General features: G+C 52.5%; 20 protein-coding genes and 1 tRNA gene. 11 read left to right on the forward strand and 10 right to left on the reverse strand.

Features of this window, described 5'->3' with window-relative positions; all coding sequences use genetic code 11:
* Positions 1-14 precede the first annotated feature (14 nt).
* Positions 15-1,670, forward strand: coding sequence for a molybdopterin-binding/glycosyltransferase family 2 protein (locus OXI60_08665; protein MDE0309884.1), 1,656 nt, complete (start codon positions 15-17; stop codon positions 1,668-1,670).
* A 6-nt stretch (positions 1,671-1,676) separates the two neighbouring features.
* Positions 1,677-2,477, forward strand: coding sequence for a sterol desaturase family protein (locus OXI60_08670; protein ID MDE0309885.1), 801 nt, complete (start codon positions 1,677-1,679; stop codon positions 2,475-2,477).
* On the opposite strand, the gene OXI60_08675 is transcribed toward OXI60_08670, so the two are convergent.
* Positions 2,478-3,827, reverse strand: a complete 1,350-nt coding sequence (locus tag OXI60_08675; GenBank protein MDE0309886.1) for an aspartate aminotransferase family protein — start codon at positions 3,825-3,827, stop codon at positions 2,478-2,480.
* Positions 3,828-4,319: 492 nt separating this feature from the next.
* Here OXI60_08675 and OXI60_08680 point away from each other — a divergent pair, with 492 nt between their 5' ends.
* The 5 genes from OXI60_08680 to OXI60_08700 all read left to right on the forward strand — a co-directional run bounded on the left by OXI60_08680 (position 4,320) and on the right by OXI60_08700 (position 7,994).
* Entirely contained in the window at positions 4,320-5,372 is a 1,053-nt protein-coding gene (locus OXI60_08680; GenBank protein ID MDE0309887.1) for an ornithine cyclodeaminase family protein, read from the forward strand.
* A 13-nt stretch (positions 5,373-5,385) separates the two neighbouring features.
* Positions 5,386-5,964 (forward strand): oligoribonuclease, encoded by a 579-nt coding sequence (gene orn / locus OXI60_08685; GenBank protein ID MDE0309888.1) that lies wholly within the window; start codon positions 5,386-5,388, stop codon positions 5,962-5,964.
* A gap of 65 nt (positions 5,965-6,029) precedes the next feature.
* Positions 6,030-7,280, forward strand: coding sequence for an aconitase X catalytic domain-containing protein (locus tag OXI60_08690; protein MDE0309889.1), 1,251 nt, complete (start codon positions 6,030-6,032; stop codon positions 7,278-7,280).
* Positions 7,281-7,282: 2 nt separating this feature from the next.
* Positions 7,283-7,696, forward strand: a complete 414-nt coding sequence (locus OXI60_08695; GenBank protein ID MDE0309890.1) for a DUF126 domain-containing protein — start codon at positions 7,283-7,285, stop codon at positions 7,694-7,696.
* A gap of 222 nt (positions 7,697-7,918) precedes the next feature.
* Positions 7,919-7,994, forward strand: a tRNA-Lys gene (locus OXI60_08700).
* A gap of 290 nt (positions 7,995-8,284) precedes the next feature.
* Here OXI60_08700 and OXI60_08705 read toward each other — a convergent pair.
* On the reverse strand, positions 8,285-9,367 hold the full coding sequence (locus tag OXI60_08705; protein ID MDE0309891.1) for an ankyrin repeat domain-containing protein: 1,083 nt from the start codon (positions 9,365-9,367) through the stop codon (positions 8,285-8,287).
* 372 nt (positions 9,368-9,739) lie between these two features.
* On the opposite strand from OXI60_08705, the gene OXI60_08710 reads away from it, so the two are divergent.
* Positions 9,740-10,828 carry a Zn-dependent alcohol dehydrogenase gene (locus OXI60_08710; protein ID MDE0309892.1) on the forward strand — a complete coding sequence of 363 codons (1,089 nt, stop codon included), beginning with the start codon at positions 9,740-9,742 and terminating at the stop codon, positions 10,826-10,828.
* A gap of 83 nt (positions 10,829-10,911) precedes the next feature.
* On the forward strand, positions 10,912-11,733 hold the full coding sequence (locus tag OXI60_08715; protein ID MDE0309893.1) for a hypothetical protein: 822 nt from the start codon (positions 10,912-10,914) through the stop codon (positions 11,731-11,733).
* Between the two features lie 59 nt (positions 11,734-11,792).
* Here the strand turns inward: OXI60_08715 and OXI60_08720 are convergent, their stop codons facing one another.
* The 8 genes from OXI60_08720 to OXI60_08755 all read right to left on the reverse strand — a co-directional run bounded on the left by OXI60_08720 (position 11,793) and on the right by OXI60_08755 (position 20,253).
* The gene (locus OXI60_08720) at positions 11,793-12,803 is read right to left on the reverse strand and encodes a D-2-hydroxyacid dehydrogenase (protein MDE0309894.1); all 1,011 of its coding nucleotides are present in this window, start codon (positions 12,801-12,803) and stop codon (positions 11,793-11,795) included.
* Complete coding sequence (locus OXI60_08725; protein MDE0309895.1) at positions 12,800-14,188, reverse strand: aromatic ring-hydroxylating dioxygenase subunit alpha; 1,389 nt, start codon at positions 14,186-14,188, stop codon at positions 12,800-12,802. The genes OXI60_08720 and OXI60_08725 overlap by 4 nt, the downstream gene beginning before the upstream one ends.
* A 153-nt stretch (positions 14,189-14,341) precedes the next feature.
* Complete coding sequence (locus OXI60_08730) at positions 14,342-15,355, reverse strand: alpha/beta fold hydrolase (protein MDE0309896.1); 1,014 nt, start codon at positions 15,353-15,355, stop codon at positions 14,342-14,344.
* A gap of 38 nt (positions 15,356-15,393) precedes the next feature.
* On the reverse strand, positions 15,394-16,212 hold the full coding sequence (locus OXI60_08735; protein ID MDE0309897.1) for an ABC transporter ATP-binding protein: 819 nt from the start codon (positions 16,210-16,212) through the stop codon (positions 15,394-15,396).
* A 57-nt stretch (positions 16,213-16,269) separates the two neighbouring features.
* The gene (locus OXI60_08740) at positions 16,270-17,322 is read right to left on the reverse strand and encodes an ABC transporter substrate-binding protein (protein MDE0309898.1); all 1,053 of its coding nucleotides are present in this window, start codon (positions 17,320-17,322) and stop codon (positions 16,270-16,272) included.
* 109 nt (positions 17,323-17,431) lie between these two features.
* Positions 17,432-18,262 carry an ABC transporter permease gene (locus tag OXI60_08745; GenBank protein MDE0309899.1) on the reverse strand — a complete coding sequence of 277 codons (831 nt, stop codon included), beginning with the start codon at positions 18,260-18,262 and terminating at the stop codon, positions 17,432-17,434.
* Between the two features lie 58 nt (positions 18,263-18,320).
* Positions 18,321-19,736: a glutamine synthetase family protein gene (locus OXI60_08750; GenBank protein ID MDE0309900.1), complete on the reverse strand. Its 1,416-nt coding sequence runs from the start codon at positions 19,734-19,736 to the stop codon at positions 18,321-18,323.
* A 43-nt stretch (positions 19,737-19,779) separates the two neighbouring features.
* Positions 19,780-20,253, reverse strand: a complete 474-nt coding sequence (locus tag OXI60_08755) for an Lrp/AsnC family transcriptional regulator (protein MDE0309901.1) — start codon at positions 20,251-20,253, stop codon at positions 19,780-19,782.
* Positions 20,254-20,436: 183 nt separating this feature from the next.
* On the opposite strand from OXI60_08755, the gene OXI60_08760 reads away from it, so the two are divergent.
* Positions 20,437-21,576, forward strand: a complete 1,140-nt coding sequence (locus OXI60_08760; GenBank protein MDE0309902.1) for an aromatic ring-hydroxylating dioxygenase subunit alpha — start codon at positions 20,437-20,439, stop codon at positions 21,574-21,576.
* Positions 21,573-21,986, forward strand: a complete 414-nt coding sequence (gloA, locus tag OXI60_08765; protein ID MDE0309903.1) for a lactoylglutathione lyase — start codon at positions 21,573-21,575, stop codon at positions 21,984-21,986. The genes OXI60_08760 and gloA overlap by 4 nt, the downstream gene beginning before the upstream one ends.
* Positions 21,987-22,021: the final 35 nt, after the last annotated feature.

Raw genomic sequence — 22,021 nt, forward strand, 5'->3', positions numbered from 1 at the left:
TCGGTCGAATCCCTTTGAAAGACTGCGAGGGTGCGATTCTCGCCCATTCGATTGTGGTCTTGAAGCAAAAGTGGAAGAAGGGAAGGCAGTTGTCTTCACACGATGTCAGTGTGCTGGCCCATGAAGGGTTTGAGAGTGTCCATGCCGCGAAACTGGAACCGAACGATGTCGGAGAGGACGCGGCAGCTGAAGCGGTTGCGCGTGTACTCACCGGTCACGGAGTGGAGGCCAGAAAAGCGGTAACCGGCCGCTGTAATCTGTATGCCACCGACCGGGGTTTGCTGCGACTTCGGACTGAGCGGATACAATCGTTGAATGCAGTTGATGAGGCGGTTACAGTCGCGACGCTTGACCCTCACAGCAGGGTCTTTCCCGGTCAGTTGCTGGCATCCGTCAAGGTGATGCCATATGCGGTCAGCCGCCGTCTGGTTGACCGATGTGTGTCCGCGGTGGCAAGTGGTGCGCCGGCGGTCCGGGTCAATCTGTTTCAGTCATTGACCGTCGGCCTGATTCAGACTCGGACGGATTGGTTCAATCCGCGTCTGCTCGAGAAGGGGTCTCGTATGCTGCGCGAGAGAGCCGAAATGGTAGGCTTAAGTATTGGGATTGAGAGGATTTGCGATCATCATGAGGATCAGGTCTCGGGCATGGTGCAGGAGTTGCTGGGCGAGAATCTGGATTTGATCCTGGTATTGGGCGCTACAGCCATTCAGGATCGCCGGGACGTCATTCCGAGCGCGATTGTGGACGCGGGAGGAAAGATCGAGCATTTCGGAATGCCGGTCGACCCTGGAAATCTTCTGTTACTGGCCAAATCGGGTCGAACTCGAATCCTAGGTCTGCCCGGGTGCGTACGATCGCCCAAGCGTAATGGATTTGACTTTGTATTTGAGCGAATCGTTGCAGGTCTGGACATGGACGCGGAAGAGATCATGGCAATGGGGGTTGGAGGCATCCTTACCGAACCCTCGCGCCGCCCGGAACGTCGTACGGCCGCGACAGTCGGGAGCAGGCGCGGCGAACAGGAAATCGCGGCGATTGTTCTCGCTGCCGGTCAGTCCAGACGGATGGGAACGGAGAACAAATTGTTTCTTCCGCTTGGGAGCGGATCGGTCATCCAACAGGTCGTCGCGAATCTGGAAGGTTCGACAGTCTCCCGGATATTCGTCGTGACCGGTCACCAGCACGAAGAGATCTGCAAGGAGTTGAGTGAAACTTCGGTGACATTTGTCAACAATCCCGAATATTCGAAGGGGCTCAGTACCTCGCTCAGAACGGCACTCGCGAACTTGCCACCGGAAATTTCCGGGGTTCTGGTGTGTCTTGGTGATATGCCGTTTGTGCGCAGTGAGCATGTCAATGCGTTGGTGGATTCTTTTGACTCGGTCACCGAACGTCAGATCTGTGTCCCGACATTCAACGGAAAACGTGGAAATCCGGTCCTATGGGATCGTCGTTATATGCAGGAGATGATGGAAGTGCGGGGCGACGTGGGTGCGAAGCATATGATCGGTGACTATGAAGAGAATGTTACCGAGGTGGCGTTTGACGACCCCGGCGTGGTTTCGGATATCGACACGCCTGAAGTCTATGCGGAACTCATTGCTCGCAGTCAAGAACTGTCAGCAGATCCTGAGAAAGACAGTAGTTTGGAAACCGAATCCGGATAGGCACGAATGGAACAGGAAGTGTATTGGAGGCTGGGTGTATTCTTCGCGATCCTGGCGGCGGTTGCGTTGTGGGAAACCATTTACCCCAAACGTCCATGGCAGTTATCGAGAGTGCGACGATGGACCAACCATATTTCGCTTTCGATACTCAATACCGTCGTTGTCCGACTGGTGATTCCGCTGACAGCGGCGGCCTATGCGCTGACTCTGGAATCGGAGGGAGTTGGATTGCTGAACCTCGTGGACCTGCCGAACTGGATCGCGATTGTCATCGCAGTCCTGATTCTTGATCTTGCAATCTACGCTCAGCATGTGTGGTTTCACAAGTTGGAGTTTTTCTGGCGATTCCATCGTATGCATCACACTGACCTCGACATTGACGTAACGACCGGTGTCCGCTTTCATCCAGTCGAAATCGTAATCTCCATGCTGATCAAGTTTGCGGTCATCTCTTTGCTGGGACCGCCCGCGATGGCGGTGATTGTGTTCGAGATTGTGCTGAATGCGACATCCATGTTCAACCATGGGAATGTTCGGATTCCAGTCCCGATCGATCGCGTATTGCGGTTATTCCTGGTAACGCCTGACATGCATCGTGTGCATCACTCTGAGATCAGGACCGAGACCGACAGTAACTTCGGGTTCAATCTACCGTGGTGGGATCGACTGTTCGGGACTTATCGCGATCAGCCCCAGGAAGGACATCTGGGCATGTCGATCGGCCTGCCGATATTTCGCGACGGTCAGGAACTGCGGCTTGACCGACTGATCAGCCAGCCGTTTCGCAAGCCTCAGCCGGACCAGTAGCTAAGCGGCGACTGTGGACGACTTGATCGTTTTCAGTCCATCTTCAATGGACTGGTACAATCGGTCCACGATCATTTCTATGTGTGCCTCGTCAACGATATAGGGTGGTGCGAGCAGTACATGGTCACCGTTCTTGCCATCTATTGTGCCGCCGCCGGGGTAGACCAGCAATCCATTTTTGTGGCAGGCCTGTTTCAACACTGAATGGAATTGCAGGCGCGGGTCGAAGGGTTCCCGGGTTTGGCTCTTGGCGACGAATTCGACGCCGACGAACAGACCCCGCCCTCGAATGTCGCCCACATTGGGGTGAGATCCGAGACGCTCGTTCAGCAAATTGACAAGCAGTTTACCCTGTCTAGTGACATTTTCGAGCAGGTTATCCTCCTCGATTGTCCGGATTACGGCCAGTGATGCCGCACAGGCTGTTGCGTGACCCATATAGGTGAAGCCGTTGGCCAGTGATCCTGAACCCTGCTGAAGCGTGTCGTAAATTTCGGAACTGCACATTGTGGCAGCGATCGGCTGGTAACCGGCACCCAGTCCTTTTGCCAGTATCACGATGTCGGGTATCACGCCGTCCTGCTCGCAACTGAAAAATGTTCCGGTTCGTCCACTTCCGCACATCACCTCATCGAGGATCAGCAATATACCGTAGCGGTCGCATATCTGGCGAATCCGCTTCAGATAGCCATCAACCGGCGGCTGCACGCCAGCGGTGGCGCCACCGACGGTCTCGGCAACGAAACCGATGACCGATTCCGGTCGAAGCTCAAGAATTTTCGCCTCCAACTCGTCGGCAATCCTCCTGCCGTATTCCTGTTCTGACTCATCGGCGCGCTGTTCGCGATAGGGATAGCATGGCGAAATTGCATGCGAATCGATGAGCAGCGGTCGATAGGGTTCCTTTCTCGACTCATGATGACCGACGGCAAGGACTCCCAATGTATTTCCGTGGTAACTTTGGCGACGGGATATGAAATGATTGCGTTTCGTCTGTCCTTTCTCAAAATAATATTGTCGTGCCAGTTTCAATGCCGACTCAACAGCTTCGGACCCACCGGACAGAAACAAGGTATGCCTGATGTCGCCCGGTGCGAGCGCGGCCAGTTCTTCGGCCAGTTCTTCGGTAACGTCAGACGTAAAGAATCCGGAGTGAATATAGGGGAGCTGACTGATCTGTCTGTGAATTGCCTCGATTGGTGCGGGATGATTGTGTCCCAGGCAGCAAACCGCCGCCCCTCCGGAAGCGTCCAGATAGGAATTGTTCTGGTTATCGTAGACAAATAAACCCTCCCCATGCGATAAAGTTGGCAACGAATTGGATAGGCTTCTGTGTATTACGCTGGACACGGTGTACTCCATACGAGAATGGTTGAAATCGAGCGCCTCGATCGGGAAGTCAGGTTAGCAGGAAGGTTCTGAACTTGACGACCGCAATGGTGACATTCGACAATTCGCCCCACCCGAAAAGACCGGTCAAGGCATGTTGGTGATGATCAGATAATCAGTTCAAGGCAAATATCAGCAACTGCGAATATTTTAAACTTTTCGTTGCCACTTGAATGAAGCCATGTTGTGAGAGTTTTTCAGGCATGGACGGCGTCCTCGAGGCAACGTAGGCGAGCCTCGGGATCAGTTTTGTGAACGTTCCATTCGGCTGCAACGTGCCTGAACTTCGCATCTGGTCTGATTTTGATTATTCGAATTGAAGCGAAATCGAGTGAATTGCAACTGACAACACTTGAATCGGCAGGATTCGATTGGTGTATAAAATCCCCGTTGTAGTTTCTCCAACTGATTGCAAGGACTTGCGTTGCTCTTTGTGGACCGGTGAGATCAGTAATGCTGCAAGTTGAACAGCTATCGAGTGCAAGTCAAATGAATGAGCTGGAACTGTTGTTCCTTTCAAACGACGATGTAGAGTCGTTGAACTTAGGCCTGAAGGAGGTTATGGACGTCATTGAGGCCGGGCTGATCGCGCATGGCCGGCAGAAAGTCATCATGCCCTCAAAAAGTCATCTCGTTCTGGATTTTCCGAACCGGTTGTTCAACATACTCAAAGGTTATGTGGAACCGGTCAACGTCGCCGGTGTGAAGGTCATTGGAGACTTCCACGACAACTTTCGGCATAACCTGCCGTCAGAATTTGCGCTGGTAAATCTTTACGATCCTGAAACCGGTGTGCCATTCGCAATCGTCGACGGCACTTTGAATACCTGGATGCGAACAGGCGCGGTGACTGCACTCGGTGCGAAGTATCTCGCCGACAGGAATTCCAGGGTGCTGGGCCATATCGGCGCTCGCGGTACGTCATGGTACAACGTACGGATGCTTGATCAGATTTTCGATTTCGAGGAAATTCGTGTTACCAGCCGACGACCTGAATCGAGAGAGCGGTTTGCGGATGTCTTGTCATCTGAACTCGGCAAGGAAATCAAAGTGAAGGATAACACCAAGGATACAGTAGCGGATGCCGATATCATCATTGACGCGTCGCGTCTGCTTGAGCATCAGATTCTAGTGGCTGATAAGGACGTGAAACCCGGCGCGCATGTCCAGGCGTACGGTGCGGTGTTATCCGTCGAAAGAAAATTGCCGTTTTCGGTTGATAAATTCGTAGTTGATGATTGGAATCAGTGCAAGATTTCTCCTTACGGCCAGTTCGCTGACTTGGTCCAGCAGGGGGAGTTGCGTGATGAGCATGTGTATGCGGACGTTGGAGAAATTGCTGCGGGTCTGAAGCCGGGTCGGGAGTCGGATACAGAGCGCAGTCTTTTCTGGCATAAGGGGTTTGCGATAAGCGATATCATGCTGGGAAACCTGGCCGTGCAAAAAGCCAGGAAGCAGGGTGTCGGAACTCGACTCACATATTGCTCCCGCCCTCGCGACATGTAAGGAGGCCGCAGAGATGACTGCTGATTCCGTTGTTCGAAAAAAGTCCAATCTAGTTTGGATTGATCTTGAGATGACGGGGCTCTCCCCGCAAAATGACAGGATTATCGAAATCGCTTCCATTGTCACTGACATTCATCTGAACATCGTTGCGGAAGGACCGGAACTTGTCATCCACCAAAGCGATGAGCGCCTCAACGCCATGGATGAATGGAACACAAAAACACATGGGGAGAGTGGACTGATTGATCTTGTTCGAGCGTCCACGATTGATGAACAGGAAGCGGAACGGCAGACCCTCTCGTTCCTGAGACGTTATGCGACGAAAAATCGCTCGCCGCTATGCGGCAATGCAATATGTCAGGATCGGCGATTTCTTGACCGATACATGCCGCAGGTTTCAGCATATCTCCACTATCGCCATCTGGATGTCAGCACAATCAAGGAACTTGCCAAACGTTGGCGGCCGGAATTGTTGCTGACGCAGACCAAGCGTAACCGACATCGCGCCAAGGACGACATCATGGAGTCTATCGAGGAACTGCGCAGGTATCGGGATCAGTTCTTCCTGACCAACCCGATTGAGATCTGCTGACCGATTGCACCGGGAAGGCGACCGGGCAGACCGGGTGAACATCAAGCGCAAGAGAGCTTTCGGTCATGACCTCTGACGTGAAGTTGACGAGTCACGAAAAGCAAATGCTGGATGGCCGGCATGGCTACCCCCGCCAATGGGCGATGGAACAGCAGCTGAAGGTAGCGCAATTCTTCGGTGCCGAGGATTTTGTCGAAGTGACTCAGGCTCATATCATGTGTGATACGGAATCGCTGGGCGAGGCCGGAATCGCACATGTCGAGAAACTTGCGCGAAGCAGTGAGGAAAGCCGAAAAGTGGTGATTCCTGCAGTTACTGATCCCAGGGGGATCGAGTTCAGTCACTACCGGCGGTTTGGTCAGCCTGAAGAGTTTGCAAGGCGTGAGCAACGCCTCATTGACGCCTTGCAGGCCATGGGTGTTCTGATGACTGATACGTGTATCAACTACCAGACTGTAGCGCCACCGGTATTCGGCGAACACCTCGCCTTTGGCGATACCGGATCGGTGATTTACGCGAACAGTGTTTTCGGAGCGCGCAGCAATTTCGAAGGTGGACCGGCCGCGTTATCTGCCGCGCTGACAGGGCGAGTCCCGCGCTATGGGTATCATCTTGATGAGTGTCGGGTTGCCATCCATCATTTTCGGGTGGACTTCCGTCCCCGTACGCTTTCTGATTGGGGTGCTTTGGGTGCCGTGATTGGAAGGGAGGCGGGCTCTTACTGGAACACCCCGTGGATTTCTGGAATAGACAGAAGTCCAACTTCCGATGAGCTGAAGCACTTCGGAGCTGCTATGGCGAGTTACGGGTCAGTTCCGCTATTTCACATTCAAGGCGTTACACCGCAAGCGCTCAATTGCGAAAAGTTCGCGGGTGAGACGTATGGAACGCCCGTCAGCATTAGCCGCGCAGACATCGAGCGGATGTATGCCAAGGCGGACCGGTCAGTCAAGGTAGATGTTGTCGTATTTGCGGCGCCGCAGGTGTCCTTGTTCGAGGTGCAGGACATAGTCAGGTTTCTTGACGGTCGTCGGATCAATCCTTCAACTGAACTCCTCATTGCCACCTCGCCTGAAATCAAGTCGGCCTGTGACCGGTTTGGTCTGACCGAACAGTTGGAGCAATCTGGGGCCACGGTGTTAAGCGGTGTGTGTTTCTATCAGATGTACGCGAGAGAACTCGGTCAATTGAACGATTGGAGAATGCTTGTCAGCAATTCAGCGAAGCTGGTGAACATCATTGCGGGTTACGGCTACGAGCCCAAGCTTGCGACAATGCAACAGTGTGTTGATGCGGCGCTAACCGGTGTTCTATGACAATGAATGAGACGATTATCCGATGCTCAGCGGGAATGGGCAACCCTATATCCGGGGTAGCATTGTCTGCCAGCGATGATTTCAGCGCCCGATATGATCTGGATCGAATACGGGGTGTATTTTCCCGCCCTTCGCATAAGTTATATGGGGAAAGTTACGTCGGAAAGATTCTGGTTTTGAATACCGCGAAGGGCGGAGTCGCTACTGCCTGGATGCTCCTGGATATGGTATCGAGAGGTTTGGCACCTGCCGCATTGATTCTAAACCGTGCGAATCCGATTATGGTGCAGGGTGCCGCATTTGCGGAGCTTACGCTGATGCATGGCTTTGATGTTGATATCCCAACCCAAGTTGAGACCGGCGAATTGATCAGGGTCGATCCTGTCGCAAAACACCTGATCAAGAACCACTGTTGACGGTTGGAATTTCTGTATCCATCGACCGCAATTCGCCGCAATCTATCGGGCTTCATCGTGAATGCTGTTTGATATAATCCATTTCTGTTATTCAGTTCGGGTGTCTTGTCTGCAAATCCTCATCTTGTCGATCAACAAGCAGACCAATCCAGATACCAGAAAATCAACGGCGATCGGTGTGAACTTCGCCGTTTGTACTGTAGATTTGAGTTCCTGAATTGCGGGCCGTTAGCTCAGTCGGTAGAGCATCTGACTTTTAATCAGGGTGTCGCAGGTTCGATTCCTGCACGGCCCACCAAATACAGAGAAACGCTGACAATATCCCAACTAACAGATATCACTTAAACCAAATTTGACCCCACACGGTTGCTACAACTTTGGAGTGATGCACAAACGATGATTGAATCAGCAATTGACTGAGACCCGGATATTTTGGGTGGCGCTCCAGTCTATCGCAGCACCCGAGTTCGCCGCTTTTTTCAGCCCCGCCACGCACGTCTTTTCGCAATATCTCCGGTCTATTAGGATCGCAAATAACCAACTGAGCCGGTGTACTTTGACTCGATTCAGTTCTGTTTGGTCAGGGAGTCAATTCGTCTGTTCCTGCAATGCCCTTTGTTGACTCAAAAAATCAAACGTATCGCTTGATGTCCGTTTTGATTCTGCAATGCTAAGGGGTGTGTGACCTTCAACATTCTCGATACAGATTTGAGCGCCGTGCTCGACGAGAAGGTTTATGACGACGTTCTTTCCGCGTCGACTGCAACACGACCCGTAGGGAATCATTGAATCATGCGTATCCTGTGCGTCATCCGCCGTTGCAATATGCAATGGCGTATTGTTCGCTGAGTCTCTGGAGTCGATCTGAGCGCCGCGCGCCAACAGAAGATCCGCAGTTTCAGGAGAATTGAACCATGCTGCCAGATGTAACGGAGTCGCACCGGAAAAATTACGGACATCTGCCGGTGCACCATGGTCAAGCAAAACTTCCGCGACATCACTCATATTCGTTGAGGCGGCAAGATGCAGCGGAGTGTTTCCACCTTCGTCCTGTTGGTCAAACGTCGCTCCGTGCTCAAGCATTATGCGAACAGCTCTGGCCGGATCCTGTAACTTCATACCGAATCTCGAGAACTGCCCGCCAAGAAAAATAGCAACCCGGCTGTCCGCGCGATACATGGCGAGCCAATGGAGCATTGTCCGGGACTCCCGGTCCTTTGCATCCACAGCAAACCCATTGCGCAACAGTGCACGCAGGGCCTTGTCCGAACCTGCGCAAAGTGCACAGTGCACCGGGTTCAGGTCGGGATATGCGGAGGTTTCAAATGCCGCACCGTATTCAAACAGAAACTTCATGCATTCGACAGAATCAACACTGGCAGCAATATGCAACGGCGTCAGTTCTCGCACTGCCCAGAAATTGGCATCCTCGAACCGGACTCCGAATCTCTTCATCCGTTTTCGGAAAGATAGTGGGGGCTTTTCGAAGACTCCGAAAACATTGGATGCCACTGCTTGTGCGTCCGCTCCACAACTCAGCAGATACTGGACCGCTGAGACATCTTTATCGATTACTGCCCAGTGCAAGTGGGTAAATCCAAATTTGTCCGTCTTGGTCGGTTCAGGATCGACACCTAACTTTTCGGCGAATGAAATTGTTTTTCTTTCCATGGCGTTTGATTCCAGTCAGCAGCAGACTTGCCCCTCCAAGTCATCATACCACTACTGCGCGTTTCGGAATAGCGCCATGCCCTGACGCGCATACTGAAAGCCTGCGTCATTGACGCAGGCTTTCAGCGTTGACTGTCTTCGGTTACCCGTCCAGCCAGACAAGCTCCGGAAGCTCGGATGAACACCAAAACCAATCCGATCAACCGCAGTAAAAATGAAACGTTGCAATCCTTTAAGTTCTTTTGTCTGGTGTTGATCCCAATTCAGGCAAACTTCTTCAGAATTTCGCCTTGAAATAAATCGACTTCGACACTATAAGTATCTTGATTGCCAGGTAAATGTAGATGTGTCGTTTGGCAAGTATTTTTTCCTATGAAAGCAGCAGTTTTGCACGAACCGCATCAACCACTCATCATCGAGGAGGTTGATATATCCAACCCAAAATCGCGCGAGGTCCTGATTCGTACCGCCGCTGTCGGGGTCTGTCATTCGGATTTGCACTACATTGATGGCCATTACGCAACTCCGTTACCAACTGTGCTTGGGCATGAGGCCTCAGGCATTGTGGAAAAAGTCGGTTCGGAGGTGAACTATGTGAAACCAGGTGACTATGTCATAACCTGTCTCTCGGTTTTTTGTGGTTACTGTGAATTTTGCGTAACCGGCCGGCCGTTCAGCTGCGCCAATCCAAAAACCGCGCGGGCAGACCATGAGTCACCGCGGTTGTCGCAAGATGGGAAAGTTGTTCACCAGTTTTACGATCTGTCCTCATTTGCTGAACAGATGCTGATTCATGAACATGCTCTGGTAAGGATTCGAAGAGATATGCCGCTTGATCGGGCTGCGCTGATCGGGTGTGCGGTAACGACCGGTGTCGGTGCCGTAGTCAACACTGCAGACATTGAAGTCGGCGCGACTGTTGCCGTAATCGGATGTGGAGGCGTCGGACTCAGTGCAATAAATGGTGCTGCGATTGCCGGTGCCGGGCAAATCATTGCCATTGATGTTGCGGACTCGAAACTTGAGGTTGCCCGGCAGTTCGGAGCAACCGATACCATCAACAGTATCGATCTTGATCCAGTGGAAATGGTGAGGGAATTGACATCCGGTGGTGTCGAGTACTCGTTTGAGGCATTGGGGACGAAACCGACCAGCGAGCAAGCGTTTGAAATGCTGCGCCGATCTGGCGTGGCGACGATTGTCGGAATGGTGCCAGAGGGACAGATGATTGAAATCGAAGGTGCTGAACTGATTAACGACAAGCGGTTGCAGGGATCCAATATGGGGTCCAATCGATTTCGCGTAGACATGCCGCGCTACGTGGATTTCTACCTGCGAGGCCAATTGAAGTTGGACAAGATGATTTCAAAGCGCATCGCGCTTGAGAATATCAATGAAGCCTTTGATGACATGAAGCGAGGTGAGATTGTTCGTTCCGTAATAGTCTTCAATCAGGAGTGATTCAAGTAGGCGCAGATTGCCTTGTCATGCAATCGTGAGCAATTGAATCTAAGGTTCTGTCAATACTATGGAGGGTTTGACCTATGTTATCTGCAAGTAAGTGGACCGGGATGATGACGCATGTCCGCTTGATATTTGTCTTTGTCGTCTGTCTGTCGGGTGTCGCGTATGCCGGCGAATCACCACAAATCACGTCTTTGGCCGTTGATAATCCCTCACGTCTCCTCTTTGTCGGAAACAGTTACCTTTATTACAACAATAGCCTCCACGATCATCTGTTTCGGATGGTTGTTTCCGCCGGGTTATACGATCAGGCTGATATGACGATCAAATCCGTCACCATCAACGGTGCCAGACTCCGCCATCACGATGTGGAAAGTTATCTCAAACCGAACGCACTCGGTTCGGATGAACCGTTTCAGGTGGTGGTTCTACAGGGGCATAGTACCGCCGCGTTGACGGATGATCACCGCGCGCAATTCGCCGATTCTGTCAGACAGTATGCGCAATTCATACGTCGCCAAGGCGGCGAAGTGATACTGTATATGACCCCAGCTTATGTGTATCCTCATAAGCTTCAACGCAGTGATATGATCAGGGATATTGAGTCTCTGTATACGACTGTGGGAAATGAAGTCGATGCACTGATCATTCCGGTGGGCCTCGCATTTGAGGAAGCTTACCGTCGGCGTCCGAATATTAGGTTACACGAGGCATATGACGGGACGCATCCAACCCTGCTTGGTACCTACCTGGGAACGGCTACCGTGTTTGCGTGCCTATACAATCAATCTCCGGTGGGCAACAGTTACGATTATTTTGGTGAGATTGATACCGATACAAGAGTGTTTCTGCAAAACGTGGCGCAGGATGTGGCAACGAAATTCTGCCAGCACGCCTCTTGATGCATCAATAACGGACGATGATTGTGCGGTAGTCTTGGCGAAGGTCAATTTCACTGCAATCAATAACCCAATTCAGGATTGACCGGGTTTTGCAGTGATTTGCCTGAGAGGAAAAGTCGAAGGTTGCGAAAAAACAGCGACAATGTCATCGGTACGTAGGAATTTCCGTCATCAGCGGAAATATGCGGTGTGACAATCAGGTTCCTGGTTGTCCACAGACGTGAATCAGCGGCGATAGGCTCGGGATCGAACACATCCAGTATGGCGCCACCGAGCGTGCCCTCATCCAACTTGTCACAAAGCGCATCGTAATCCATTACAGATTCCCTTCCGATATTGACAATTCCGGCGGTGGTCTTCATCAGGTCAAGCCGCGCACGCGACATCAGACCGCGGGTCAGTGGTGTGTCTGGTGTTGCGATCAGCAGGTAGTCGGCATCGGGTAACACATCGTCGAGCTGTGCGGTAGTCACCACCCGGTCACATCCTTCCACACGACTGCCGGAACGGTTCACACCGATCACCTGCACATTCAACTGCCTGACTTTGCGGGCCGTCGAACCGCCGAGTGAGCCTGTTCCCAGGACTACCAGTGTCTTGCCGGCAATGGGTGATGAGTAGAGCGAATCGTAAACCGCGTTGCGCTGATTGAACACCACCGAGGGAATGTGCGAATGCAGCATCAAGACGGCCATCAGGCCGAATTCGCCAGCTTTGGCCACATGGACACCCTTGTTGTTGGTCAGTGTCACCGGTTCCGGCAGCCAGTTCATTGGCAGCAAATGCTCGACACCGGCCCCGATACAGTGAATCCAGCGCAGACGAGGGGCGACACTGCCCAGCGCCTCAGTCGGCAGATCCCATGTCAGCAAGATGTCCGCGTCGGACATGGACGACGTAAAGTTGTCGGTGTCCCAGTCGACAAAGAACTCAACTTTGCCCGCGAGATCCGGAAACTCAGCAAGTGCGATATCAATGCGTTCCTGCGATATGGTGAATACAGCCTCACCCTCGGGAGTATTGGGAAACGAACCCGGTCGCCAGCGGTTGTTCTTGACATGTACCTTCATTGGAATGACTCTGTTCGGTCGATGCCGTGCACTTCAAGATCCTTCAGTCGGTCGATGATCTCGTCATCACGACTTTCTTCATTGGCGGCCTCTGCGGCGAACTGCAAATCCATCACTGCCTTACCGATCCGGTCAAGATATGCCTGATCATCCTCGCCACTTCTCGCTGGCAGGGCCAGGACCGTGTCCTGGCCATAGGTCTTTACGAAGTTGCCGCCCGATCTGGTCGGCTGCGGCGGGTTGATTTGGTCGGCCAGTGCGCGAACCTGTTTACGTATGCGCCTGCGGTAAAGGGCGATACCCCGATCCGTCGGCATCAGGTTCTCACCCTTGTGGGTCGAAATGCCGCCCATCCCTTCAACCGCCTCTGAATCCGCCGGAAAGCGTTTCTTGTCCTCCAGGCTACGATCAATCACTTCGCCTTGCTCGATCATCTCGTAACCTTCCCTGGTGTTGTATTGATGCGGGTCCCAGCGACTGCCGAAATTCGCCCACGCGTAGACGATCGAGTTCTCGTCATCAACCGGTACAACCCACCGGGTGAAGCAGGAACGGCCGAAATAAATCTGCTTTTTACCATCTGCGGCAAAGGCTGAACCGGCTTGTGTAAAATTCGGGAGAATCAACTCATTGACCCGAACCCATACATTGTCACCAACGCGGCGGGTTGCAGAGCCCAGGAAGTGGTTTTCGTGCCGCTCGTAGAATTGCAGCACACCCTCAGCTTTCATGCCTTCCGAAAACTGTGGGTGACTGTTTCGGCTGTGAAGGTAGGTGGTGTGAGTCGGGTCGAGAATTGCGTCCAGAATCTGAATCCAGTTGCACCTGTACGGAGCCTTGTAGACTGCGCTGGTCATGTCCTCGTAAAGGCATGCGTCATATATCGGGAAATCAGGCTGATCGTCAGGCGGTCCCATATAGGCGAAAATCAATCCGCGGTATTCGATAACGGGATAGGCGCCAAGCCGCGCAGTCTTGCGCAGCATGTCAGCAGTCTTGGAGCTCTCAGCCGGCATCTCCAGGATCTCACCATCAGGCGCGAACAGCCATCCGTGATAACAGCATCGGATTCCATTGTCCTCGCATTTGCCGTATTCCAGCGACGCGCGCCGGTGAAGACAATGTTTGTGTACCAGTCCGATCCTGTCCCGCTGCTCTCCGTAGCGAAACAAAACCAGATCTTCGCCGAGAATCCTGATCGCTTCAGGCAACTCACCCAACTCTTCGGTGGTATAGACAGGATGCCAGAATCGGCGGTAATATTCACCGGCAGGTGTTCCGGGCCCAATTCTCGCGATTTCCTCATCTGCCGCAGCCGGCTGCGACTGCGCGTATCCACTGAATCTGCCATCCATGACCTGCGGTCGAACGTCCTTCTTGAACATAGTCGTTATCCTTTTGGGTTGAAGTATCTATCGGTAAAGCACTAAACAATTCTCGGTGGGAACGTCACTATCCGTCTATCCCCACCAATCTATCACCTCCATTTGGGAGTACGAGAGGCTGGTTGATCGAATTGACACTCTGATCAAACCGACTCAATCCAGTAATTCGCGAATTGCCAGGTCCAGGTAATCATGAAATTCAGGGTCGTTACCCGGTGAGGCGACGCAATGCCCCCACGGAGATTCGTAAATTCGAAGCTCTCCGTTCGGAATGTGTTCGATTTCGAGCTGGTTATCCTCCGGACGAAAATACAGATCATTGTCACATGCAATGATGATCGTCTTTGCCTTGATTCCATTCAGTGCCGCAACGAAATCGCCACCGTAAGCGGGTTGCGAGCTGATGTCGCCATTCTGCCAGGTCTTGAGCTTGCACAGCAGATCGTTGGCATCCCAATCTAAGTGGTCACGCTCCCAATCCTGCAGCAATTCCTCCGCAGTCGCAAACCCCTTGAGTTCAAACATTCGGTTTCGGTAGAAGGTCTGTGAAAAAGCCCAGCCGGCATAGACCCGACCGAACGCCTTGAGACCCTTGACCGGTGGTGTGGTGTATTTACCCTCATCATAGACCGCATCAGCAGTGAGTGCCGACTTGACACCTTCGAGAAATACGATGTTGTGTTCGGAAGTTCTCGCCGAACCGCAAAAAGGAAGTATCGCGCTGACAAAATCGGGAAACTGCGCGCCCCACTGAAACGCCTGGCATCCGGCCATTGACCAACCTGCAACCAAGGCGATCCTGTTTACGCCCAGTTCTTCGGTAAGCAGACGGTGCTGTGCACGTACATTGTCATATAACGTCACCTGGGGAAATCTCGCCGCATCGAATGGTGGTGGAGTGTTGCTGGGAGACGATGAGATTCCGTTGCCGAACATGTTTACTGACACCACGAAATGTCGCGCAGGGTCAATCGCCCGTCCGGGTCCGAAAAAGCCCTCGTTGCGTATGTGCGTTCCAGTGTAGAACGTAGGCAACAATATCACGTTGTCTCGGTCTTGATTGAGCTTTCCGTAAGTCTTGTAAGCGAGCAACGCGTTCGGCAGTACTGCACCAGACTGGAGTTCGAAACTGCCGAGAGAAAAACTTTCGTGGCCTGTGGTCATCATCACTCGTTCAAGTCATCTTGTCTGGCGGAAAACTCGGGTTATTGTTCCACATCGCTGGCTTCCTCTCGCATCATATGCAGAATTTTTCGTTCAATCTCGTAATAACCCGGTGTCTCGAACAATTCTTCCTTGCTGGGAATCCTGCGTCCCTGCTTGAACTCCATGGTCAATATCTCACGGATTCGACCAGGGTGTCTTGACATGAAAACGATTCGATCAGCGAGAAACAATGCCTCCGAAATATCGTGAGTGACCAACACGACCGTCATCTGTGATTCATCAATGATGTCCAGTATCAATTCCTGCATATGCCAGCGCGTCTCCGCGTCCAGTGCGCCGAAAGGTTCATCCATAAGCGAAATTTCCGGTGAGTTGGCCAGCATCCGCGCGATCGCGACGCGTTGCTTCATACCACCAGACAGCTGTTTTGGATATGCCTTGCGAAACCGCTCCAACTTGACTTTTTTGATGAAGAAATCCACCCGTTCGCGTCGTTCAACCGGGTTCACCTTGTTCAGACGCAATCCATATTCCACATTTTCTTCGACCGTCAGCCACGGAAATGAAGTGTAACTCTGAAAGACCATGCCGCGTTCCTGACTGGGACCGGCAATCTCCTTGCCGTTGAAGCTGAGGGCTCCGGAGGTTGGATCGACAAGCCCGGCCATCATATGCAAGACTGTTGTCTTGCCGCAGCCGGACGGGCCCAGCAATACGCAAACCTCGTTGTCAAAAACTTCCATGGATATGTCCTTCACCGCCACAACCGGCTCGGCGCGCTTGAGCATGTATTGTTTCGACACATGCTCAAGCACCAAGTTGCTGCGGTGCACCTGTTCCAGGTAACCGGTACCCATAGTAGTCAATGAAAAGAGTGCTGCACGGGCGTTAATACACTCCGCGCAGCAGGTTTTCTAGCCTCTGTAGCCTGAATCATAGAGCTCCTTGAGCAGGTCGCAGTTTACGCCCTTCTCAACAGGATTCCGACTCTCGAGAAAGCCGAACTTGAGCCACCAGTCAGACATGAGTTCGTAGTGAGCGCTCATCTGACCGTTGGTTTGGTTGAACGGAGGATTACCGGGAGCCGAACCACAGAAACGTGCCGCTTCAAGGAAGTCATAAATGTAGAGTCCGCCGTCAAGTCCGGTTCCATCCTTACCGATGACCAGTTCAACGTCCTCGATGCTCATCTTCATTCCTTTCGCAATAATTTCGTTGCCTTGTGTTGGATTTTCTTTCCACCAGGCAATCGCATCGTACAGTGCCCGCATGGTATCCAATGCGACATCGTGACGTTCTTCGATGAATTTGGCGTTCATGTAAAGGCCGTCGGCAATGACCGCTTGAGAGGTCCAGTAATCTTCTCGCGATTGAGACAGTACCTTGGAACCCTCAAGAGCCTTGAGCACGTTGCTGCCGTATGGTTCCCAGAACTCAGATGCGGCAACATCTCCGCCGATCATGGCGGCAAATGCATCATCCGCGATAATATTGGAATATTCAACCGAATCAAAAGGAAATCCGTTTCGTTCCAGCCACATGGCAACATAAATCTGTGCCAGTCCGCCTTCAACCACGGCTACTTTCTTTCCCTTGAGATCTGCCGGACCTTCGATACCCGGTGCGACCACGATCTTGTCAGTTCCATACGACAAGTTCGCAAAAGCAACCAGTTTCAGCGGCATGTTGCGTTCAGCCGCGATCGGAGAAAACTCAACCGTGCTCGAGACCACATCCATCCTGTCAGCGGTCACGAGGTTATAGCTTTCGTACGGGTCTTCGATAGTCTGGTATTGGATATCGAGATTCGGCGCGAGATTCTTGTCCCGGGCGATGAACCAAAAGCCGTAACCCGGCCATGTAAAACCGGAGATCTTGACCTCTTCGGCCGCATTGGCCGGCAGGGCGAAAGTCAGCAAGCTCGCGCATGCGAGTATTAATGTAGCGATTGATTTTTTTGTTGTCATTTCTCATGTACCTCCAACTTCAAAATCGGGTGAAAAAGTATTGACAGTTAAGATTGGTCTGCATTGATGTCAGACCGGAAAAATTGTGTCGGTTGGCTTTGACATCGCGTCAATTACCATCAAGATACGGGAACAGCATACGTCGCAGGCGGCGCAACAGAATATCGAAAACCAATCCGAGCAAGCCGATCGTGATGATGCCAGCCATGATCTCGTCGATGTGCACGAATCGCTTGGCGCGCATCATCATTGCGCCAATGCCGGACTCCGCAGCGACAATTTCGGCAATGACCAGATAGGTCCAGCTTACCGCGAGCATCTGACGCATGGCGGTCAGTATGTCCGGTAACATTGCCGGTACAACCACAGTCAGCAGCACTTGTTTGCGGTTGCCTCCCAGAGTCAGGGCCGAATTGACAAAATCGGCGGGTACGGACTTGGCATAGTCCATGATGAGTGTGATCAGGAACCACACCACACCGAGAAACAGCAAAGCCAGTTTCTGTTCTTCGCCCGCGCCAAGCCACATCAGCAGCAGGGGAATGAATGAGGGCGCCGGAAGATAGCGGAACGCCGAAACCAACGGGTTGAAGAATGCCTCGACTCTGCGAAACGTACCCATCATGATGCCCAGCGGGATTGCAAACAGACAAGCCAACGCAAAACTGGCTACGATCCGGAACAGGCTCATCCCGACGTCGTGCAGGTAGTTCTTGACCGTAAACAACTCGATGAAACTCGCGAGAACTGTGAACGGACCCGGCAACAGGACCGCATTGGTCACTTTCAACAGGACTGCGAGTTCCCAAATTCCAAAAAAGACAAACCACGCGGCCAATCCCAAACGTATGGTGCTGACCAGCGAAATCGCCCGGTTGAACTCGAAGAGTCGAGACTTGCGACCGCTTATCCTTGCCGGTGCGGACTGCACGTTGCTCATACTGGATCACTCATGTCGGTTCGCAGTGGTCGAAAACACTCAACCTGGTTTTTGTTGGTTAATACAGTCTCAGGTACTCCTGAACTTCCCAATCAGTAACTGACTGGTGGTACCGCTCCCATTCGTCGACTTTATAAGCGATATAGGACTGGCGCATACCTTCGCCCATGACTTCCTGTGCGAGTTCGTCTGTGGCCAGCGCCGCGGTGGCGGCACTGAGATTTCGCGGCAGCCGGCGGATTCCGGCTTGCTTGAATTCGGCGTCGGTCATCTGATACAAGTCGCGGTCAGTTGCCGGACCGGGGTCGATCTTGTTGACGATGCCTTTCACTGCTGCTTTCAGTGTCATCGCAAGACCCAGATAGACATTCATGCACATGTCGGCAGCACGGTTCTCGATGCAGTAGCGACTCTGTGGCAGACGAAACTGGGCCGACCGGTTGTTGTGACCGTAGGTGATATTGGTCGGTGCCCAGGTTACTGTTCCGCCTTCAAATCCACCGACCCGCGGTACCAGCCCGTTATAGGAATTCACTGTCGGGCAGGTAATGGCAGTAAGCGCGTCCGCATGCGTCATCAGGCCCCCGACTGCGTGAAGCGCTTCATCCGACCAGCCGGACCCATCCGAGCCGAAGATATTTTTTTCCGGAGCGTCCACCGACAGCATTGAGAAATTGATGTGTGCGCCTGAGCGCCAATCACCGGTGGTCGGCTTGGGCATGAAAGTGATGAACATGCCATGCTTCTTTGCGACTTCCTTGAGCAGAATCCGCAAGAACACCAGCCGGTCTGCCATTTCCAGAGGATGGGTGTAGTGAAAGTCAAGCTCAAACTGCGAATAGGCACCTTCTGCCACGACGTCATGCAGATTCCAGCCGAGACCCTCGAGAATGTCGATCATGTCCCTGAAGAAAAACATGGAGTCGAGCGAGTACTCGACATCGTAGCCAAATGCCTGTCGGCGCGGTCTGACACCATTCAGGGGGTCGTTGTCGATCGCTTTGACCGGATTGCCATCGTTGTCGTAACGCATCGCGATGAATTCCGGTTCGATACCAGCCATGCCCAAAAAGCCGGCTTGGGCGCCATCGCGAATCGCTCGCTTCAATGCCTGACGCGGACAATGATCGTAGGGTTTGCCTTCCCAGAAAAGATCGGCAAATATGATCGCCATGCTTTTGTCCCACGGACACACATATACCGCATCAAGATCCGGCACCATGATCTGGTCGGAATCCGCCGGTGTCAGTTCGGGAACATACGAGATGGAATGTACCGCGAACTGCGGTCCCTTGCCTTTGCACAGCAATTCAAAGTCACTCATCGGCACGGGCTTGGTTTTCGGAATGCCGAAAAGGTCAATCCAGCTCGACAGAACGTACTTGACTCCTTCGGCTTCAAGCTGTTTGCGTACCGCAGCGATACGCTCGTCTGAGGGCAGGGCGTCGGCAAAGTTTTCAATATAGGGATTCATCAGCTATTCTCCTTGCATAGGCGCTGGTTGGCTTTTTTAGGGTTCAACTCCACTCGTACTTGAGTAGGAACTGGTTCTTGAAATTCTTCAGTCCCGACATGACCTCACTCGATGCGATGTCGGGTTGGACATGAATTTCCGTTTCCAGAAAATCGTGAAAACTGCACATACTGTTGGTGACTACTTCGACCAAAAGGTCGAAACGTCCGGTTACCCATAGAATGTAGACAACATCGGGTGATTCACCGATTCGTTTGGCAACTTGGTCAACCGAGTGATTGGCTGCGACTCTTACGCCGATGATTGCATCTGCCTGGTAGCGTACCACGGTCGGGTCGACCAGCGCCACAATCCGAAGAGCTCCGGCGTTTTTCATCGACTGCACCCGATTGCGCACCGTACCCTCCGACACGCCCAGTGTTGTAGCAATCTCCCGGTACGGACGACGTCCGTCATTTTGAAGCATCTTGACGATCTCGCGGTTGAGGTCGTCCTCAATCGCTGCTATACCGTTCAACTTCTGATTTGCAGGTGACCGCGACTCAGTCTTGATCATTGTGAATTCATCAAAATACTGTTTATTATTTGTTGAATAGTGAATATACTACATCAAATACTGCGAAACGATGAATTTTTTTGCAATACAAGTTGCGAATACAGAAATCGTCGATGGTTTGATATTGGCTCATAAAGGCATTTGATGAATTTCGACATCACGTTGCTGGAACACTTCGAAAGGACCGGGAAAACGCTCCACGGCCTGCCTGGCGCAGCCTACACAGATGATCGATTTTTCCATCTTGAGCTGAGCCGGATTTTCGCACGGGAGTGGGTATTCGCAGGTTTTGCCCACGGGATGGAAAAGGTGGGCGATGTCCGACCGATCGAGGTGGGGGGATTTCCGCTGTTCCTGCTACGCGCAGAGGATGGGAATATTGCCGCCTATCACAATGTTTGCCGACATCGGAATACGCAACTGGTGGGTTCTGACTGCAATACCGGCCGGCAGATTCGATGTCCATATCACCACTGGAGCTATGATCTTTGCGGAGCGCTGAAAAGCGCCCCTTATTTTGGCGGTCGCACCCGCGAGCTGCCCGTTGACTTTCGTTTTGAGGAATATGGATTGCTGCCGGTGCACTGTCAGGTCTGGCATGATTGGATATTTGTCAAACTGGCTTCAAGTCCGTTGCCGTTTGAGGACTTTCTGGCTCCGATCAAGAATCAGTTGGGGTTGACCGATGTCTCTGAGTTCGAGCCGGTGACGACGATAGACATGGGTGTCGTTGATTGCAACTGGAAGTCATTGATGGAAAACTACATCGAGCCATACCATGTCCAGTTTGTACACAAGGACACGACTGACCAGCCGCTGACCGGGCACTACACGGTGGTCGACAGGCACTGCCTTGGCAGTGCATTTGATTCGGAAGAGTCAGATGTGACTCGGGTGCGCGAGGGCACCTTGGGTGTGACTTCGCACTATCTGACGCTGTTCCCGAACTTCGTTCTGGGCACATACCAACCGGATCAATTGGGGGTGCATATCAATACACCGCTCAGTGTCTCGACCACCCGACAGAGCCGGGTGATTTACATTCACAGGGAATCGCAGTATAGTGATAATCAAATCAAGCAGCTGGAGGATCTTTGGTACAAGGTGCACCTGGAAGACCATGAGATGTGCGAGCGAATGCAGCTCGGACGCCGGTCTCCGGTTGCCAGTACTGGCGGGGTGCTCTCACCGCACTGGGAAAACAGCGTACGCAAGTTTCAGGAACTAGTAGTCCGATCAGTTGCACCCGCACTCGCAAATACTGACAAAGGAGGTAATCCATGAGTGAGCCAAAACCTGACTTTCGACTTGACCACACCATGATCCGCGTATTCGATCAGGAAAAAACACTGGATTTCTATACCCGCATCCTTGGCATGAAAATCCTGCGGCAGAACGAGTATCCGGAAGGTCGGTTTACCAACACCTTCATCGGATATCAGGGCGAGGACGAGGGAACAACGATCGAAATGACCTACAACTGGGATCAGCAAGAGCCGTACGACATGGGCGATGCCTGGGGGCATCTGGCGCTCAAGGTTTCCGATGTCTATGCGACTGCGAATTATCTCAAGTCACAGGGTGTAGAATTTGTGCGCGAGCCGGGCCCGATGAAGGGCGGTACCCGCGTGATCGCATTCATCAAGGATCCCAACGGCTACAAGATCGAGTTGAACGAACCCATCGGCGGATGAAGCGCTGTGTCGGGGTGCGTCTCGACGCACCTGGT

The sequence above is a fragment of the Acidiferrobacterales bacterium genome (assembly GCA_028820695.1).
GTDB lineage: Bacteria > Pseudomonadota > Gammaproteobacteria > Arenicellales > JAJDZL01 > JAJDZL01.

Coding starts and splice junctions, on each gene's coding strand:
- OXI60_08670 (MDE0309885.1), top strand. CDS start 1,677: ATGGAACAGGAAGTGTATTGGAGGCTGGGTGTATTCTTCGCGATCCTG.
- OXI60_08680 (MDE0309887.1), top strand. CDS start 4,320: ATGCTGCAAGTTGAACAGCTATCGAGTGCAAGTCAAATGAATGAGCTG.
- orn (MDE0309888.1), top strand. CDS start 5,386: ATGACTGCTGATTCCGTTGTTCGAAAAAAGTCCAATCTAGTTTGGATT.
- OXI60_08690 (MDE0309889.1), top strand. CDS start 6,030: ATGACCTCTGACGTGAAGTTGACGAGTCACGAAAAGCAAATGCTGGAT.
- OXI60_08695 (MDE0309890.1), top strand. CDS start 7,283: ATGAATGAGACGATTATCCGATGCTCAGCGGGAATGGGCAACCCTATA.
- OXI60_08705 (MDE0309891.1), bottom strand. CDS start 9,367: ATGGAAAGAAAAACAATTTCATTCGCCGAAAAGTTAGGTGTCGATCCT.
- OXI60_08710 (MDE0309892.1), top strand. CDS start 9,740: ATGAAAGCAGCAGTTTTGCACGAACCGCATCAACCACTCATCATCGAG.
- OXI60_08715 (MDE0309893.1), top strand. CDS start 10,912: ATGTTATCTGCAAGTAAGTGGACCGGGATGATGACGCATGTCCGCTTG.
- OXI60_08720 (MDE0309894.1), bottom strand. CDS start 12,803: ATGAAGGTACATGTCAAGAACAACCGCTGGCGACCGGGTTCGTTTCCC.
- OXI60_08725 (MDE0309895.1), bottom strand. CDS start 14,188: ATGTTCAAGAAGGACGTTCGACCGCAGGTCATGGATGGCAGATTCAGT.
- OXI60_08730 (MDE0309896.1), bottom strand. CDS start 15,355: ATGATGACCACAGGCCACGAAAGTTTTTCTCTCGGCAGTTTCGAACTC.
- OXI60_08735 (MDE0309897.1), bottom strand. CDS start 16,212: ATGGGTACCGGTTACCTGGAACAGGTGCACCGCAGCAACTTGGTGCTT.
- OXI60_08740 (MDE0309898.1), bottom strand. CDS start 17,322: ATGACAACAAAAAAATCAATCGCTACATTAATACTCGCATGCGCGAGC.
- OXI60_08745 (MDE0309899.1), bottom strand. CDS start 18,262: ATGAGCAACGTGCAGTCCGCACCGGCAAGGATAAGCGGTCGCAAGTCT.
- OXI60_08750 (MDE0309900.1), bottom strand. CDS start 19,736: ATGAATCCCTATATTGAAAACTTTGCCGACGCCCTGCCCTCAGACGAG.
- OXI60_08760 (MDE0309902.1), top strand. CDS start 20,437: ATGAATTTCGACATCACGTTGCTGGAACACTTCGAAAGGACCGGGAAA.
- gloA (MDE0309903.1), top strand. CDS start 21,573: ATGAGTGAGCCAAAACCTGACTTTCGACTTGACCACACCATGATCCGC.